Origin of the sequence: Kitasatospora sp. NPDC056531, from assembly GCF_042794375.1 — a bacterium.
Taxonomy (GTDB): Bacteria; Actinomycetota; Actinomycetes; order Streptomycetales; family Streptomycetaceae; genus Kitasatospora.
Genome location: NZ_JBHTTU010000007.1, coordinates 1 through 17,503, shown reverse-complemented (window position 1 = coordinate 17,503; position 17,503 = coordinate 1). Strand labels below are relative to the sequence as shown.

Below are 17,503 nucleotides of genomic sequence, written 5' to 3'. Positions count from 1 at the left end.
CGCAGCCGCGGGGGGGGGCTTTTTCCCCCCTCCAGGAAGGTGCGCGCAGATCTTGTTCCTAACTTTTCCTAGGACGCCCGGCCCCGGTTTGCTGGTTGTGCCCGGGGGGGGGGAAGCCAGGGTACCCCCCCCAACCCAACAATCCCCCCTGAAACACAAAAAAGACCCCCCCCCCGAAGCTGTGGTCCGAGCGTTCCGCAGGACGGCCGGCCCCGGGCTTGCGGATGATGCGATCGGCGTAGCACTGGCGCTGACCTGTGACGGGGAGTGTCAGCCCGACCAGCTCACCACGACGTCCGACGCGGTGGCGCAGCCGATCGCAGTGCGGCGCCGGCTGCGCAGTGGTGCCGGTTGCGACTGCGACCCTCGGCGCTGTGCAGGTCACTACACCACAGCACGCCGGCGCGGCGGCGTCGAAACGCCGGGGCCTGCGGCTGGCACGGCGGGCGCGGCCCACGGCAGCGCGTACCAGGAGAGCGTGGCGAGAACGGCTGTGCTCGGCAACTCGGCGACGTAGGCGAGCAGTTGCGCGAGCTGGTAGTCGGAGCCGCGATGTGCCGACCACAGGTCGAAGAACGCGTCCAGGCCCAGCAGGACGGCGGTGGCCGAGGCCATCGGACTGGTGGCCGGGTGGCGGCGACGCACCAGCCGGGCCAGCAGGAACAGCGCCGCCACCTCTATGACGTCCAGCCACACCCAGGAGTTGGAGAGGTTTCGTGCGCCGAAGCGCCCCTTCACCGACATCGCGAGCACGACGATCCATGGCATCAGCAGGAAGCCCGCCGTACGGAACGCCATCGGCAGCCAGCGCCGGATTGCCGCCTCGCGGGCTGTGATCCGCCTCCGAAAGGTGTGCGTCGGCATCGTTGTGTGCCTTTTCCTTCGTGGTAGTTGGGTTCCAAGCGGTGTATCGGCCGACCGGCCTGCCGCTCCTACGTAAAATACCTACTCGGGCGACGTCCTGCCCGGTTCACCGTTGCGCGGCCGGGCTCGACGGCGCGGGGACGTCGATCACGACGGCGCTGCCCCGGGTGACCGCGTCGCCGGAGGCGGGCAGTTGGCCACAAACGCGACGAACGGGCAGCCCCGGTGTGGGGCAGGCGCCCTCCACCACCCTGGACACCCGCAGTCCGGAGCTCTGCGCGCTCAGTCTGGCGTCGGCGACACTCTTGCCTGCCAGATCCGGCATTCGGACGGCTCGCCCCCCGGGTGGCGATCCAGCCGCCGAGTACGCCCCGGCGGCCGCGCACACAGCTGCGCACAGCACCACGGCAAGGACGACGCGTCTCGCCCGTCTGCCACGCTGCGGACCGCGGGTGCGCTGGACCCGACCGGGCGCGGGCTCAACCGGTGCCGAGGCATGGTCCGAGACAGGCGGAGTCCGACAGGTCGTGAACACGTCGCTCGCGTGCGTACGGGCGACGACGGCGGCCAGCGTGTGGGCTACGGCGATGCGCATCTCGGTGGCGGTCTGGTACCGCTGGTGACGGTCCTTCGCCAAAGCCGGCAACACGAGACCGTCGCACACGTCCGGCAGCTCCGGCGCGTACGCCGAGGGCGGCCGGGGCTCCTCGTTGACGTGTTGCCATGCCACCGCGATGGGCGTTTCGCCGGTGAACGGCGGCCTCCCGGTCAGCAACTCGTAGAGCAGGCAGCCCGCGGAGTACAGATCTGAGCGCACGTCCACCGACTCGCCGCGCGCCTGCTCGGGCGACAGATACGCCGCCGTACCGATGACCACGGAGCCCTGGGTCAGGGCCATCGCGTCCGTCGTAAGGAGTTGGGCGATGCCGAAGTCCATGACCTTGGTCCGCCCCTCCCAAGTCACCATCACGTTAGCGGGCTTGACGTCACGGTGCACGATGCCTTGGGCATGGGCGCGTTCCAATGCCTCCAGCACGCCTAGCGTCAGTTCCAGGGCCCGCTCGGCCGGCAAGGGCGGGCCCTGGCGCAGCATCTCGTCAAGGGCGCATCCCTGCACGTACTCCATCACCAGGTACGGCAGCACCCCCTCACCCAGCGCCTCCTCGCCGCTGTCGAAGACCGCAACGATCGAGGAGTGGTTGAGCGAAGCCGTGGAGAGGGCCTCCCGCCGGAACCGGAGCAGGGAGGTGGGGTCGGTGGCCAGATCTGGTCGGAGGGCTTTTACTGCCACCAGGCGGTCAAGACGCTGGTCTCGAGCCAGGTGCACCTCTGCCATACCCCCGCGCCCCAAGAGCGCCAAGACCATGTACCGCCCGCCCAGGACGTGCCCTGGTTCCATCGCACCTGTCCTCACTCGTGTCGAGACGTGAGCGCCGCCGTCTCACGCCAGCAGGTCCGGGCACGGTACGAGGCATTCTTGTGAGATCTCTGTGAAAGCGCCGGTGCCAGGGGTGCCCCCGGCCGGGCTCTTTCCCTCCCCTTTCGCGGTCCCCGAATGTAGCCGAGCCGTCACCGGCACCAGCCGCCGGCTCGAGCTGCCGCGACGCAAGTCACAGGATTTCCACAAGGATCGCTCTTACCGTCTCCCGCGCCCAGACCCGCTCGCAAGGGCACGAATGGCCCCCCGAGCGTCAGAGGGCGGCCGACAAACCCGCGGGAGGGATCCCAGTGGACGGTGCAGAGGCCTCCGCCGCGACGTGCCGGTCGTGCACCAGCGTGGGCGAGAGTGCAGGCCTCCTTGGCCGATGCGAGCAGCCCTGGGCCGGAGGCACATCGCCGGCCAGGGCTGCTTCTGTGTTCTGATCAACTGCCTTTACTGGTAGGTCAGTTATTGTCGAAGTCGAACACCGTGGTGACGGGTGCGTGGTCGCTCCAGTGCTCCGCGTGGGAGGCTGGCCGCTCGACGTAGGCCTTGACGCAGGTGTCCGCGAGTTTCTGACCGGCTGTCAGAAGCTTGGGCGGTAGGGGACCTCCTGTGAGCAGCGTGACAGCATTGGCGCCGGTTCGGGCGCACAAGCATCTGCGGAAGACGGACCGCTGGGCGGGCAGCCGCCGGCCGGTGCTGACGCCGAGGCGGTGGTGCTCGCGTGGCCCGTCGGTAGACTGATGGTGCATCTGATGGCCCTGTGCCGAAGGAAGTTGATGAGCATGGTTTCCGACCGCACGCCCGCGAAAGACCTCACGGCCTTCCTCGTCATGTTTCCCGAGGAGATGGCGATGACCGACGAGGACCCCGCCGCGATCCTCGACCGCTACTTCACCGCGGATTTCGTGCAGTACAACGACGGTGTCCCGTTCGACCGCGCGAAGCTGATCGCCCATGCGCGCCCGTCCCGGAAGAACGTCGTCGACTGCCGCGTCGAGGTGCACGAAGCGCTGACCACGGGAGACCGGGTCGCGGCGAGGTACACGCTCTTCGCCGAGATGCGGAAGGGGCCGAGGGTGGGGACCGAGATCTACATGTTCGGTCAGCTCGCGTCCGACGGCCGGCTCAGCCGGATCGACCAGATCACCCGCGAGGTGCCCGAGAGCGACTGACCCGGTCAGTCGGTCGGGGCGAGCCGGGACCGGATGAACGCGAGCGCCGCGCCGCGGTCGCGGTCGCGGCCGCGCGTGTAGGCGCGGTCGTACTCGTCCCGGCCCAGCTGGTCGACCAGTTCGCGGACCAGCTGCACCACATCGGGGTTGAAGGCGTCGGGTGCGCCACGCAACGTGTGCGTCGCACCGAGGATCTCCGCAGCCTCGTCCGCGGCGCCCTGTCCGGCCCGCAACCCGGCGACGCCCACACTGACCCCGGCCACCACGGGCATGTCCGGGACGGCCGCGGCGAGGGTGAACGCCTCCTCCAGGTGCGCCCGGGCGGTGTCCAGATCGTCCTCGGCCACCGCGAGTTGCCCCAGGGCCGCGCCGAGAATGGCCCGGAACAGCGGTGCGGCGACGGGGAGTCGGCCGAGCTGCCGGTACGCGTGGTCGAACTGCTGGGCCGCCTCGGCCATGTCGCCGGCATGGCGGGCCAGGTTGCCGAGCGCGATGCGGACCATGAGGTGATGCCGCGCGGAGGACAGGCCGGTGCCGGGCCGTACCAGCTCGGCCAGCTCGGCGCGGGCCCGATCCATGTCGCCGCTCTGGGCCCGGGCCGCGGCCAGTGCGGTGCGCTGCATGATCGCCTCGTCCTTGGGGTTCAGCTCGCGCAGGAGCCGCAGGGCCTCCTTCAGCTCGGTGATGGCGTCGTCGAAGTCGCCGAGCACGCAGTGGGCGTCGGCCAGTGCGGTCAGGGTGAGCGAGAGCCCCCAGCGTTCCCCGGCCTCGCGGAACGCGGTGGCCGCGGCGGACAGCGTCTGGCGGCTGCCGGGCATGTCGCCGTGGTTGCTCTGGAAGAAGGCCCGGAGCATGAGTAGCATGGCGCGGCCCCAGGGGTCGCAGCGCGGAAGGTCGCGGTCGATCGCCGACAGACCCCAGTCGGCGTCGTCGGTGGTGAGCGCCAGCGAGGCCTCGATCAGCGCGGCGGTGGGGTAGCGCGCGGCCCGGGAGACGTCCGAGGCCAGCGCCCAGGCGTCCTCCATGACGAGGCTGCTGAAGGCGCCGCCGCCGGCCAGGAGGCGGTTGAAGAGGTAGAAGGCGGTCGCGATCGCTCGGGCGTCAGGCGGATGCTGGCCCGGGACCTGCAGCGCCTGGAAGATCCGGTTGGCGGCCTCGGCGTGGTTGCCCTGGATGGTCCAGAACGGGCCGAGGGCCGCCGCGAGCCGGACCGCGGTGTCGGCCTCGCCGCTGCCGAGGGCGCGGTGGAGGGTGGCCATCAGGTTGTCGCGCTCGGCGGTGAGTCGGACGATCCAGGTCAGCTGGTCCGGTCCGCGCAGCCCCGGCGCGGCGCGCTCGGCCAGCTCCAGGAAGTAGGCGGTGTGGTCGCGGCGGGCCTGGACGATCTCGCCCGAGTCGGCCAGCCGTTCCAGGGCGTACTCCCGGATCGTCTCCAGCATCCGGTAGCGCGCGTCGGGCCCGTCGAGGACTTGGAGCAGCGATTTGTCGGCCAGCGCCGAGATGTGGTCGAGCAGGGTGTCGGCGGCCAGTCCTCCCCGGGAGCACACGCCCTCGGCGCCGTCCAGGGTGATGTCGCCGGGGAACACCGCGAGCCGTGCCGCGAGACGCCGCTCGGTGTCGTCCAGCATGTCCCAGCTCCAGGCGACGACCGCGCGAAGGGTCTGGTGCCGGGGCAGCGCGGTACGGCTGCCGCCGCTGAGCAGGCGGAACCGGTCGTCGAGCCGGACCGCCAGCTGCTCCAGCGGGAGGGTCCGCAGTCGGGCCGCCGCGAGCTCGATCGCCAGTGGAAGGCCGTCCAGCCGCCGACAGATGTCCACCACGGCGGCGACGTTGTCCGCCGTGATCTCGAAGTCCGGTCGCGCGGCGGCCACCCGGTCGGCGAAGAGCCGTACCGCGGGATAGTCCATCGCGTCGGAGGTGTCCGGCTCCGGCAGGCCGAGCGGTGGCACGACGCAGAGCGTCTCGCCCGGCACGTCGAGCGGCTCGCGGCTGGTGGCGAGCATCCGGAGGCCGGGGCAACGCCCGAGCAGCTCGTCGACCAGGCGGGCCGCGGCGCTCAGCAGGTGCTCGCAGTTGTCCAGGAGCACCAGCGCCTCGGTCGTGCCGAATGCCTCGACCAGCCGGCCGACCGGGTCGGGGGAGGCCTCCCGGCCGTCCAGCAGACGAACCTCGCGCAGCCCGAGCGCCCCCATCACGGCCCGCACGAGACCGTCGGGATCGGTCACCGAGGCCAGTTCGACCATCCACACCCCGCCGGGCGTGCTGTCCGCCAGCTCGGCCAGCACGGTGGTCGCCAGCCTCGTCTTGCCGACACCGCCCGGGCCGACCAGGGTGACCAGACGGCTCTGGCGGAGCTGTTCGGTGGCCCGGGACAGCTCCTCGGTCCGGCCGATGAAGCTGCTGTACGCGACCCGCAGGTTGCCGGTGCGGCGGGCCGCCGGCCGCTGCGGCGGTGCGGGGGTGTCGCGAAGTGCCGCCAGGTGAGCCTCCTGGAGCTCCTGCCCCGGGTCGGTGCCCAGCTCCTCGGCGAGCAGCTTGCGGTACGCCTCGTAGGAGGCGAGCGCCTCGGCCTGCCGACCGTCCCCGTGCAGGGTCCGCACCAGCAGGACCCGGAACTTCTCCCGCAAGGGGTACGTGGCCACCAGCTCATCGAGTTCGGCGACGGCGTGCAGGTGGCCGGTGGAGGTCTCCAGTTCGGCCTCGACCCGGTCCTCGATCGCGGCGAGTCGCAGCTCTTCGAGCCGGACGACCGTGGCCGCCGCGAACGGCGCGGCCGCGACGTCCGCCAGAGGTTCGCCCCGCCACAGGTCCAGGGCCTCCCGAAGCAGGCGGACGGCGCCGTCCGGATCGCCTGCGCGGAGCGACTGCCGGCCCTGGCGGGCCAGCAGTTCGAAGCGGAGCACGTCCACCGCCTCGGGCGGGAGGTCCAGGCAGTACCCGCCGGAGGCCGATCGCAGCGGCATCCTGCCGTTCATGGTCACGCGCAGCCGGGACACCACGGACTGCAGGGCGTGGGAGGGCTCGGTCGGCCCACCGTCGGGCCAGAGCGCCGAGGTGAGCGAGTCGACGGTGACCACCCGGCCGGCGTCCAGCGCCAGCCGGATCAGCATCGTCCGCAGCCGCGCGCCGCCGATCCTGACGGCCTGTCCGTCCACAACGACCTCAAGCGGCCCGAGGATTGCGACCCGCATCAGCAGACCCCCCCAAGATCTGTACTCCCACGGCCACTCACCCGGTACCTTAGCGCAGCCGTTCCGCTGGGGAGGCTTGATCGATCGCTGTCGCGGACGCCGGCCGAGCCCGCCGCTCGCACCGTCCCACACCGTGGTGCGAGCGGTTTATGTGCGGTCTGTGAGCGGCGGGAACGAGCATGACCGGCATGGAGTACGCGTTCCAGGCAGAGGGCTTGGTGAGACGGTTCGGCAGGACGACCGCGCTCGACGGCGTCGATCTCGCCGCGCGGGAGGGCACGGTGCTGGGCGTCCTCGGGCCCAACGGCGCCGGCAAGACCACGGCCGTGCGCATTCTGGCCACCCTGCTGCGTCCGGACGCGGGCCGGGCCACGGTCGGCGGTCTGGACGTCGTACGGGACGCTGCCGGGGTGCGTCGGATGATCGGTCTCACCGGGCAGTACGCCTCGGTCGACGAGGACCTCACCGGCTTGGAGAACCTGGTCCTGATCGGCCAGTTGCTCGACCTGCCCAAGGCGGGGGCGAAGGTACGGGCGGCGGAGCTGCTGGAGCGGTTCGGTCTCTCGGACGCCGCCGGCCGCCGCGCGCTGACGTACTCGGGAGGCATGCGGCGGCGGCTCGACCTCGCCGCGAGCCTGGTCGGCCGGCCGGGTGTGATTTTCCTCGACGAACCGACCACCGGACTCGATCCGGCCAGGCGCGAGGACCTGTGGCGGGTGATCCGCTCGCTCACCGGCGAGGGCGTCACGGTGCTGCTGACCACCCAGTACCTGGAGGAAGCCGACGCCCTCGCCGACGAACTCTCGGTCATCGACCACGGCAAGGTGATCGCGCACGGCACGCCCGACGAGCTCAAACGCGTGGTCGGCAGCCAGACCATCGAGGTCCGCCCGAAGAACCCGGAGCAGATCGAGGAAGCCGCCACGATCGTCCGTCTGGTGACGGGGCGTGAGCCCGTCCTGCGGGGCCGGACGATGCTGACCGCGCCGGTGGACGGTGACGCCATGTTCGCCGAAGCGGTGCGCCGGCTCCAGGGCGCGCGGATCGGCGTGGTCGAGATCTCGTTGCGGCTGCCCAGCCTGGACGAGGTCTTCTTCTCCCTCACCGGGCAGCACACCGATCAGCACCAGCTCGACGAAGGCCTCGAAGAAGGTGCCCCATGACCGACACCGTCACCGCCGCCCGGGAGGGCCTGACCACGCGTCGGCACCCCCCGCTCCGTCCGTACGGACTGCCCCGGCACAGCCTGGCGCTCGCCAGGCGCAGCCTGATCAAGATCGGCCGCACTCCGGAGGGGCTGGCCGACGCCGTCTTCCTGCCGATCATCTTCCTGACGATGTTCGTCTACTTGTTCGGTGGGGCGGTCTCCGGTTCGACGAAGGCGTACCTGCAGACCATCTTCCCGGCGGCGATGGTGATGACGGTCATCATGGCGGGCATGATGGCGACCGGCATCAACCTCAACGCGGACATCAAGAAGGGCGTCTTCGACCGGTTCCGGAGCCTGCCGATCGCCCGTTCGGCGCCGCTGATCGGTTCGGTGCTCGGCGACATGATCCGCTATGTGGTCGCTCTGGTCGCACTGTTCGGCTTCGGCTACGCGATCGGGTTCCGGATCCACGCCAACCCGGTGAACATCGTGTTCGCCTCCGCCGTGGCGATCGGCTTCGCCTTCTGCCTGAGCTGGGCCTATGTACTGGCCGGTGTGGTCATCCGGGAGCCCAGCGGCGTCCAGGGGGTGGCGGTCCTGACCCTTTTCCCGCTCGCGTTCGGCACCAATTTGCTCACGCCCACCAGCAGCATGCCCGGTTGGCTCCAGGCATGGGTGCACATCAACCCGGCCACCCACGCCATGGACGCCTGTCGCGGGCTGCTGCTCGGTGGACCGGTCGCCCGGCCGCTGGCCGAAACGCTGATCTGGTCGGTGGCGCTGTTCGTGGTGTTCGCCCCCTCGGCGGTGTGGGCATACCGTCGGCGTACCTGATGCATCGGTGCGCAATCGTTTTGCAGTGCAAGCAGGTTGGCGAAAGCCCTGAGAGGATGAGGTGCCGGGAATGGGAATGATGACGATGCGTAAGGGTGGCACGCCGATCGAGAAGCTTCGGCAGGCCAGCCTTGGGATCTCGATCGTGACGATGGTTCAGTTCGCCATCGGAATGGGAGTGTTCGCCGCCGGTAAGATCGACCACAACGGGGACGGCATCTTCGCGGCCTTCGGTCACGCGATGACCAGCACGCCGGTGGTCCTCGCGATCCACGCCTGGGTCGGCGTGGTGATCGTGGGCGGCTCCATCCACACCCTGATGTCGGCCATGGCGGTCAAGCGCCCGGTGTTCATGGCGACGTCGATTCTCGGCGCGCTCTCCATGATCGGTGCCGCCTTCAGCGGCGCGGCCTACGTCAACAAGGGCGGCGGCGGCGCCTCCGTGTCGATGGCCGTCCTGACCGTCGTGGCGCTGGCCTGTTACCTGTCCAACGTGGTCATGACCAACAACGCTCAGGAGGGGCAGGCCGCCTGAGCAACCAGGACCGACGAGCCCGTGCCGAACCCCCGCGGCACGGGCTCGTCATCGTTGCGGTACATCGCCCCGCACACCAGGCTGACCACGCGTCACAGTCAGCAATCTGCGCGAAGACACCGGAGTTGACCCCGTTGCAGGCTAGGGCCGGGCCAACTCAGGAGGCGATGGAACGTGACGGCGGCTACGTCTCAGGACGCGATCGCGATCATCGGAATGGCATGCCGGCTTCCCGGCGCAGCGGAGCCCGCCGCGTTCTGGAAGCTGCTGCGCGACGGCGCCGACGCGATCACCGAGCTCCCCGCCGACCGGCGGGGAATCGACTCCGAGACACGGTACGGCGGCTACCTCGACCGTATCGACACGTTCGACGCCGACTTCTTCGGCATCTCCCCGCGCGAGACCGAGTCCATGGATCCGCGTCAGCGGCTGATGCTCGAACTGGCCTGGGAGGCCTTCGAGAACGCCGGGATCCTGCCCGGCTCCGTCCGGACGAGCAGGACCGGCGTGTTCGTCGGCACCATCTGGGACGACTACGAGACCCTCTCCGTCCGACCGGGCTCGGAGGCGATCGGCCGCCACACCATGGCCGGTGTGCAGCGCGGCATCATCGCCAACCGGGTGTCCTACGCCTTCGGCCTCAACGGACCCAGCCTCACGGTGGACACCGGGCAGTCCTCCTCCCTGGTCGCGGTCCACCTCGCCTGCGAGAGCCTGCGCAGCGGCGAGTCGACGCTGGCACTCGCGGCCGGTGTGAACCTCGCCATCCTGCCCGAGACCACGCGGGCCTCCCGCCTCTTCGGTGGACTGTCCCCCGACGGGCGTTGCTACACCTTCGACGCCCGGGCCAACGGCTACGTCCGCGGCGAGGGCGGCGGCCTGGTCGTGCTCAAGCCCCTCGCTCAGGCCCTCGCGGACGGTGACACCGTCCACTGCGTGATCCGGGGCAGCGCCGTCAACAACGACGGCGACACCGAAGGCCTGACCCGCCCGAGCGCCGCGGCACAGGAGGACGTGCTGCGCCGGGCCTACCACCGGGCCGGGGTCGAGCCCGGCCAGGTCCAGTACGTCGAACTGCACGGCACCGGGACGAAGGTCGGCGACCCGATCGAGGCGGCAGCCCTGGGAGCCGCGCTCGGCTCGGCCAGGCCCGCCGGGTCGGCGCTACGGGTGGGCTCGGCGAAGACCAACGTGGGCCACCTCGAAGGCGCCGCCGGCATCGTCGGTCTGCTCAAGGCCGCGCTGAGCATCCGTCACCGGGAGCTGCCGCCCAGCCTCAACTTCGAGACACCCAACCCGCGCATCCCGCTCGCCGAACTGGGCCTCGACGTTCAGCGCGAGCTCACCCCCTGGCCCCGCGCCGCCGAGCCGCTGGTCGCCGGTGTCAGCTCGTTCGGCATGGGCGGCACCAACTGCCACCTGGTGCTGACCGAGGCGCCGAGCGCCGAGCCGCCCGCGGCCGAGCGGCCCGGCGCCGAACGGCCGCTCGTCACCGACCGCCTGCCCTGGACGATGTCCGCCCGCAGTCCCCAGGCGCTGCGGGCCCAGGCCCGACGCCTCCGGGGCCTGCTGGCCGACGAACCGGCGTCCGACCTCGCGGACCTGTCCCTCTCGCTCGCAACCACCCGCACCGCCTTCGAACACCGGAGCGTGGTGCTCGCCCGTACGGCCGAGGAGTTCGCCGAACGGCTCGCCGCGCTCGCGGAGGGCCGCGACTTCCCAGGGGTGACCACGGGCGTGGCCGGCCAGGGGCGTACCGTCCTGGTGTTCCCCGGCCAGGGATCGCAGTGGGTCGGCATGGCACGGGAGTTGGTGACCTCCTCGGAGGTCTTCCGGCGCCGGCTGGAGGAGTGCGAGCAGGCACTCCGCCCCCATGTCGACTGGTCCCTGCTCGCGGTGCTGCGCGGCGACGCGGGCACGCCGTCGCTGGACCGGACGGATGTGGTCCAGCCGGTGCTGTTCGCCGTGATGGTCTCGATCGCCGCCCTGTGGAGTTCCCTCGGGGTCGAGCCCGCCGCGGTGGTCGGCCACTCCCAAGGCGAGGTCGCCGCCGCGTACGTCGCTGGCGCCCTCACGCTGGCGGACGCGGCCAGGATCGTCGCCCTGCGCAGCCAGGCGCTGCTCGACATCGGCGGCCGGGGCGGGATGCTCCTCGTACCGCTCCCGGCCGGCCGGGCCGAGGAACTGATCGACCGCTGGAGCGGTCAGTTGTGCATCGGCGCGGTCAACGGGCCGCAGTCCACCGTGGTTTCCGGCGACGCGGCGGCGCTGGACGAACTCGCCGAGGAGTGCGCCGCCGCCGGGATCCGGACCCGTCGGGTCCCCATCGACTACGCCTCGCACACCCGGCACGTCGAGGCCGTCCGCGACGACCTGCTCGCCGCTCTCGCCGGGATTCGCCCGCGCCCCTCGACGGTGCCGTTCTACTCCACGCTCACCGGCTCCCGGCAGGACACCACGGAACTCGACGGCGAGTACTGGTACCGGAGCCTGCGCCGCCCCGTCCTGTTCGAACCCGCCGTCCGGCAGCTACTGGCCGACGGCCACCGCCTGTTCGTCGAGGCCAGCCCCAACCCGGTGCTGACGGCCGCCCTCCAGGAGACCTTCGACTCCGCCGGCATCGCGTCCGGCCGGCCGGTGGCGATCGGCTCGCTGCGCCGCGACGAGCACGACGCCGAGGCCTTCCTCGCCTCGCTCGCCCAGGCCCACGCGTGCGGCGCGGCGGTCGACTGGGAAGCGGTCCTCGCCGGCCGCGGTGCCCGTCGCGTCCCGTTGCCGACCTACGCCTTCCAGCGCAGGCGCTACTGGATCGACGAGGCGTCGGCGGTGCCCGCCGCACTCGCGATCGGGCCGGTCACCACCCCGGAGCAGGAACCGCGGCAGGAACCGGCGCAGGAACCGTCGAGTGCCCTCTCCGACCGGTTCGCCGAGCTCGGCGAGGCCGAGCAGCGCCGGACGCTGCTCGAACTGGTGCGCGCCCAGATGGCCATCGTGCTCGGCCACCTCGGCCCGCAGGCCGTGGACGTCGAACGGACCTTCAAGGACCTGGGCTTCGACTCCGTCGCCGCGGTCGAGTTCCGCCGCAACCTCGACCGAGCCACCGGGCTCCGGCTGACCGAGGCCCTGGTCTTCGACCACCCGACCCCGCTCGCCGTCGCCGACCACCTCCGCGCCGAACTCCTCGGCCGGAAAACGGCGGTGGCCTCCGGGACCGGCCCGGTCACCGCCGTGGACGAGCCGATCGCCCTGGTCGCCATGGGCTGCCGCTACCCCGGCGGGGTGGCCGGACCGGAGGACCTCTGGCGCCTGGTCCGGGACGGCATCGACGCCATCACGCCGCTCCCGACCAACCGCGGCTGGGACCTGGCGAACCTGTACGACCCCGATCCCGACGCGCATGGCAAGAGCTACGCCCGCGAGGGCGGCTTCCTGCACGAGGCCGACGAGTTCGACGCCGGGTTCTTCGACATCTCGCCGCGCGAGGCCGCCGCGATGGACCCGCAGCAGCGGCTGCTGCTGGAGGTGGCCTGGGAGACCCTCGAACGCGCCGGGCTCGACCCGACGGCCCTGCGCGGATCCCGTACCGGAGTCTTCGCGGGAACCATGTCCCAGGAGTACGGCCCCCGGCTGCACGAGTCCTCGGAGGAGGCCGGCGGCTACTTGCTGACCGGTACGACCGCGAGCGTCGCCTCCGGCCGGATCGCCTACACCCTCGGGCTGCACGGTCCCGCCGTGACCGTCGACACCGCCTGCTCCTCCTCGCTGGTCGCGCTACACCTGGCCTGCCAGGCGCTCCGGATGGGCGAGTGCGACCTGGCCCTGGCCGGTGGCGCAACCGTGATGGCCCGTCCCGGCATCCTGGTCGAGTTCAGCCGGCAGCGCGGGCTCTCCCCGGACGGCCGGTGCAAGTCGTTCGCGGACGCGGCCGACGGCACCGGCTGGGGCGAGGGCGTCGGTCTCGTGCTCGTCGAGCGCCTCTCGGACGCGCAGCGCCTCGGGCACCCGGTTCTCGCCGTCATCCGGGGCAGCGCGATCAACCAGGACGGCGCCAGCAACGGGCTCGCGGCGCCCAACGGTACCTCCCAGCAGCGCGTCATCCGCCTGGCCCTCGCCAACGCGGGCCTGGCCACCCGGGACATCGACGCCCTGGAGGCCCACGGCACCGGCACCCGCCTCGGTGACCCGGTCGAAGCCGAGGCCGTCATCGCCACGTACGGCCAGGACCGGGACGCCGAGCGGCCGCTGTGGCTCGGGTCGCTCAAGTCGAACATCGGCCACACCCAGGCGGCGGCCGGAATCGGCGGCGTCATCAAGATGGTGATGGCGCTGCGGCACGGAGAGCTGCCGCAGACCCTGCACGTCGACCGGCCCTCCTCCCGGATCCGCTGGGAGGCCGGCGCGGTCTCCGTACTCACCGAGCCGACTCCGTGGCCGGCCGTGGACCGGCCCCGCCGGGCCGCCGTCTCCTCCTTCGGGATCAGCGGCACCAACGCCCACCTGATCCTGGAGCAGGCCCAGCCCGACGAAACCGCCGAAGCACACGAAGCACACGAAGCACACGAAGCACACGAAGCCGACGAGGCGTCGGAGGAGCGGACGGACCAGGTGGTTCCGTGGCTGATCTCGGCCAGGTCCGAGGACGCCGTGCGGGCCCAGGCCGGACGCCTGCTCGCCGGGCTCGACGAGCCGTTCGCCCCTGCGGACGTCGCACTCGCCCTCGCCGCCGGCCGGGCCGAGTTCGGCCACCGCGCCGTCGTCGTGGCCACGACCGAGGCCGAGTTCCGTGCCGGGCTGGAGGCTCTGGCCGGCGGTCGTCCGATGCCGCGGCTGGTCGAGGGCAGCGTCGGCACCGCCGGCCGGACCGTCTTCGTCTTCCCGGGCCAGGGCTCGCAGTGGGCGGGCATGGCCACCGAACTGCTCGACCGGTCCGAGGTCTTCGCCGAGCGGATCCAGGCGTGCGCCGACGCGCTCGCGCCGCACGTCGACTGGTCCCTCGTCGACGTCCTGCGCGGGGCCCCCGATGCCGCTCCGCTGGAGCGGGTCGACGTCGTCCAGCCCGTCCTGTTCTCGGTGATGGTCTCGCTGGCCGCGCTCTGGCGCGCCCACGGTGTCGAGCCCGACGCCGTGATCGGCCACTCGCAGGGGGAGATCGCCGCCGCCCACGTCGCGGGCGCCCTCGACCTGGAGGAGGCGGCACGCATCGTCGCGCTGCGGAGCCAGGCGCTGCTCGCCCTGGCCGGGACCGGCGGCATGGTCTCGATCCCGCTGCCCGCCGCCGAGGTCGCCGAGCGCCTCCCCGGGTACGGCACCGACCTCGACATCGCTGCCGTCAACGGTCCCGCGTCCACCGTGGTCTCCGGTGGCGTCCAGGCGCTCGACGCCCTGCTGGCGGGCATGACCGCCGAGGGCATCCGGGCCCGTCGGATCCCCGTCGACTACGCCTCCCACTCCGCGCACGTCGAGAGCATCCGTGCGGACCTGCTGGACGCGCTCGCCGACGTGAACCCGCGGACGTCCACCATCGCCTTCTACTCCACGGTGACCGGCGCTCCGCTGGACACGGCCGCGCTGACCGCCGAGTACTGGTACCGCAACCTCCGCCAGACCGTCCGGTTCGGGCCGGCCCTGTCCGTCCTGCGGGCGGACGGCTACGGGGTGTTCGTCGAGAGCAGCCCCCACCCCGTCCTGGCCGTCGGCGTCCAGGACTTCCTGGATGCCTCCGGCGCCGACAGCGCGGTCGTCGCGGGCACCCTGCACCGGGACGAGGGCTCGTACGCACGCTTCCTCACCTCGGCCGCGGAGCTGTACGCGCGGGGCGTCGCCGTCGACTGGCGCCCGGCGCTCCCCGCCGCCGGCCGCCCGGTGGCGCTGCCCACCTACCCGTTCCAGCGCCGGCGGTACTGGCTGGACACCCCGGCCGGCCCGCGGAACGCCGCCGGGCTCGGCCTGGACCCGGCCGACCACCCGCTGCTGCAGGCCGCGGTCACCCTCGCCGGCAGCGACACCACCGTCCTGACCGGCCGGCTCTCCGGCAGCGCGCACGGCTGGACGGCCGATCACCTCGTCCGCGGCACTGTGCTGCTGCCCCCCACCACCCTGCTCGACCTCGCGCTCTACGCCGGACGGTGCACCGAGGCACCACGGGTCGCCGTGCTGACGGTGCACCAACCGCTCGCGCTGCCCCGGACCGGCGCCGTGGACCTCCAGGTCACCGTCGAGCCCGTACGGTCCGCCGGACCCGGGACCGCCGCCGGCAGGCGGATCGGCATCCACGCCCGCCGGGCCGAGGCCGGCGACGACGCCGCCTGGACGCTGCATGCCTCCGGCACGCTGACCGGCCCGTCCGGCGCCGCGGAAGCGGAGCACGAGAGCGCCGCGCCGCCGGCCGGCGCGAGCCCGGTCGACCTGAGCACGGCGTACGCCGACCTGGCGGACCTCGGCCTCGAGTACGGCCCGGCCTTCCAGGGCCTGCGCGACTGCCGCCGACACGGTCGGTGCCTGTACGCCGAGGTGGCCCTGCCGGAGGGCGTCGACCCGGCCGGATACGGCATCCACCCGGCACTGCTCGACGCGGCCCTCCAGCCGATCGCGCTGGAGACCGCCACCGGGACACCGGAGCTCCCGGTCGTCTTCACCGGAGCCGAGCTGCACGCGGTCGAGGCCGAGGCCCTCCACGTCCGGCTGAGCCACACCGGCCCCGACACCGTGCGCCTGGTGGCCGCCGACCCGGCCGGCCGTTCCGTGCTGACGGTCGAGTCGCTGGGCCGCGGTCCCCTGCCCGAGGCCGTACCCGACCCCCGGCCCACCCACCGCAACGCGCTGTTCGCCGTGGAATGGACGCCGGCCCACGGCCTGCCGACGCCCGCCGAGCGGCGCTACGCGGTCCTTGGCCGGGCCGAGGGCCTCGGGGTGCACGCCGAGCAGTACCCGGACGCGGCCGCGCTCGTCGACGCCCTCGCGGCGGGGACCCAGGCCTATGACGCGGTCCTCGTCCAGCCGCGGGCGGTGGCCGGCGAGCCCGGACCGGAGCAGGTCCACACCGCCGCCCGGGCGCTGCTCGACCTGCTGCGGGGATGGCTGGGCGACGAGCGTCTCGTCGACACCCCGCTCACCGTCCTCACTCGGGGCGCGGTTGCCGTCACGGCGTCCGAGGACGCCGACCCGACCCAGGCGGCTCTGCTCGGCCTGATCCGCAGCGCCCAGATCGAGCACCCGCATCGCCTCGCACTGCTCGACCTCGACCCCGACCCGGACACCACCGGACCCGACACGGTCGCGGCAGCCCTGGCCGAGGACGAGCCGGAGCAAGCCCTCCGGCGGGGCGAGCGCTTCGTACCCCGCCTCGCGCCCTGCGACCCGGACGGCGACGCAGCCCGCCCGCTGGAGCCCGAGGGCACCGTCCTCATCACCGGCGGCACCGGTGCCCTGGGCGCCCTGGTCGCCCGGCACCTGGTGTCCCGTCATGGTGTCCGGCGCCTGCTGCTGGCAAGCCGTCGCGGTCCGGCGGCCGACGACGCCGAGGCGCTGCGGGCCGAACTGACGGAGCTCGGCGCGACGGTGACCCTGGCGGCCTGCGACGTGGCGGACGCGCAGGCACTGGAGGAGCTGCTCGCGGCGGTACCGGAGGAGCATCCGCTGTCGGCCGTGATCCACACCGCCGCTGTCATCGACCTCGCTCCGCTGAGCACCATGACGGACAGTCAACTCGACGCCGTCCTGAGGGCGAAGGCCGACGCGGCATGGCACCTGCACCGGTTGACGGCCGGGCTGGACCTGGCGGCGTTCGTCATGTTCTCCTCCATCGCCGGCACGCTCGGAGCAGCAGGCCAGGCCAACTACGCGGCCGCGAACACCTTCCTCGACGGGCTCGCCCACCACCGCCGGCACCTGGGGCTGCCCGCCACCAGCATCGCCTGGGGCGCCTGGGCGGACGACACCAGCATGAGACGGTACCTCAGCGAGGAGACCGTACGACGCCTCAGCCGCTCCGGGCTCGCGCCGATGCCGAACGAGCAGGGTCTGGCGCTCTTCGACGCGGCCCTGACCGCGAACCGGCCCGCGCTGATGGCGGCCCACGTGAGCCGGGCCGCGCTGCACGCCCAGGCGAACGCCGGAACGCTTCCGCCGATGTTCCGCGCCCTCGTGCCCGCGGCACTGCGCCGGGCGAGCACCACTGAGCGCTCGACGCTCGCGGACCGCCTGGTGGGGCTGTCGGAGGTGGAGCGGGATGGTGTGTTGCTGGAGTTGGTGCGGGGGCATGCGGCGGCGGTGTTGGGGTTTGCGGGGCCGGAGGCGGTGGGGGCGTTCCGGGTGTTCAAGGAGCTGGGGTTC

Annotated in this window: 8 protein-coding genes; 5 read left to right on the top strand and 3 right to left on the bottom strand. The window is 72.3% G+C overall.

Annotated elements, in window-relative coordinates:
* Positions 1–384 precede the first annotated feature (384 nt).
* Both ACFQ87_RS10135 and ACFQ87_RS10130 read right to left on the bottom strand, forming a co-directional pair.
* A complete protein-coding gene (locus tag ACFQ87_RS10135; protein ID WP_380610170.1) occupies positions 385–864 on the bottom strand; it encodes a hypothetical protein in 480 nt (159 codons plus the stop codon).
* A 106-nt stretch (positions 865–970) separates the two neighbouring features.
* Positions 971–2,230: a protein kinase gene (locus tag ACFQ87_RS10130; protein WP_380610275.1), complete on the bottom strand. Its 1,260-nt coding sequence runs from the start codon at positions 2,228–2,230 to the stop codon at positions 971–973.
* Between the two features lie 770 nt (positions 2,231–3,000).
* Here ACFQ87_RS10130 and ACFQ87_RS10125 point away from each other — a divergent pair.
* Positions 3,001–3,462, top strand: coding sequence for a nuclear transport factor 2 family protein (locus ACFQ87_RS10125; protein WP_380610168.1), 462 nt, complete (start codon positions 3,001–3,003; stop codon positions 3,460–3,462).
* Positions 3,463–3,467: 5 nt separating this feature from the next.
* Here ACFQ87_RS10125 and ACFQ87_RS10120 read toward each other — a convergent pair whose 3' ends face one another.
* Complete coding sequence (locus ACFQ87_RS10120; RefSeq protein WP_380610167.1) at positions 3,468–6,653, bottom strand: BTAD domain-containing putative transcriptional regulator; 3,186 nt, start codon at positions 6,651–6,653, stop codon at positions 3,468–3,470.
* 188 nt (positions 6,654–6,841) lie between these two features.
* Here ACFQ87_RS10120 and ACFQ87_RS10115 point away from each other — a divergent pair, with 188 nt between their 5' ends.
* The 4 genes from ACFQ87_RS10115 to ACFQ87_RS10100 form a co-directional block, all read left to right on the top strand.
* Positions 6,842–7,816 carry an ATP-binding cassette domain-containing protein gene (locus tag ACFQ87_RS10115; protein ID WP_380610273.1) on the top strand — a complete coding sequence of 325 codons (975 nt, stop codon included), beginning with the start codon at positions 6,842–6,844 and terminating at the stop codon, positions 7,814–7,816.
* Positions 7,813–8,637, top strand: a complete 825-nt coding sequence (locus tag ACFQ87_RS10110; protein WP_380610166.1) for an ABC transporter permease — start codon at positions 7,813–7,815, stop codon at positions 8,635–8,637. The genes ACFQ87_RS10115 and ACFQ87_RS10110 overlap by 4 nt, the downstream gene beginning before the upstream one ends.
* Before the next feature lie 145 nt (positions 8,638–8,782).
* Positions 8,783–9,172 (top strand): hypothetical protein, encoded by a 390-nt coding sequence (locus ACFQ87_RS10105; RefSeq protein ID WP_380610165.1) that lies wholly within the window; start codon positions 8,783–8,785, stop codon positions 9,170–9,172.
* Between the two features lie 174 nt (positions 9,173–9,346).
* On the top strand, positions 9,347–17,503 hold an 8,157-nt coding region (locus tag ACFQ87_RS10100; RefSeq protein ID WP_380610164.1), incomplete at its 3' end, for a type I polyketide synthase.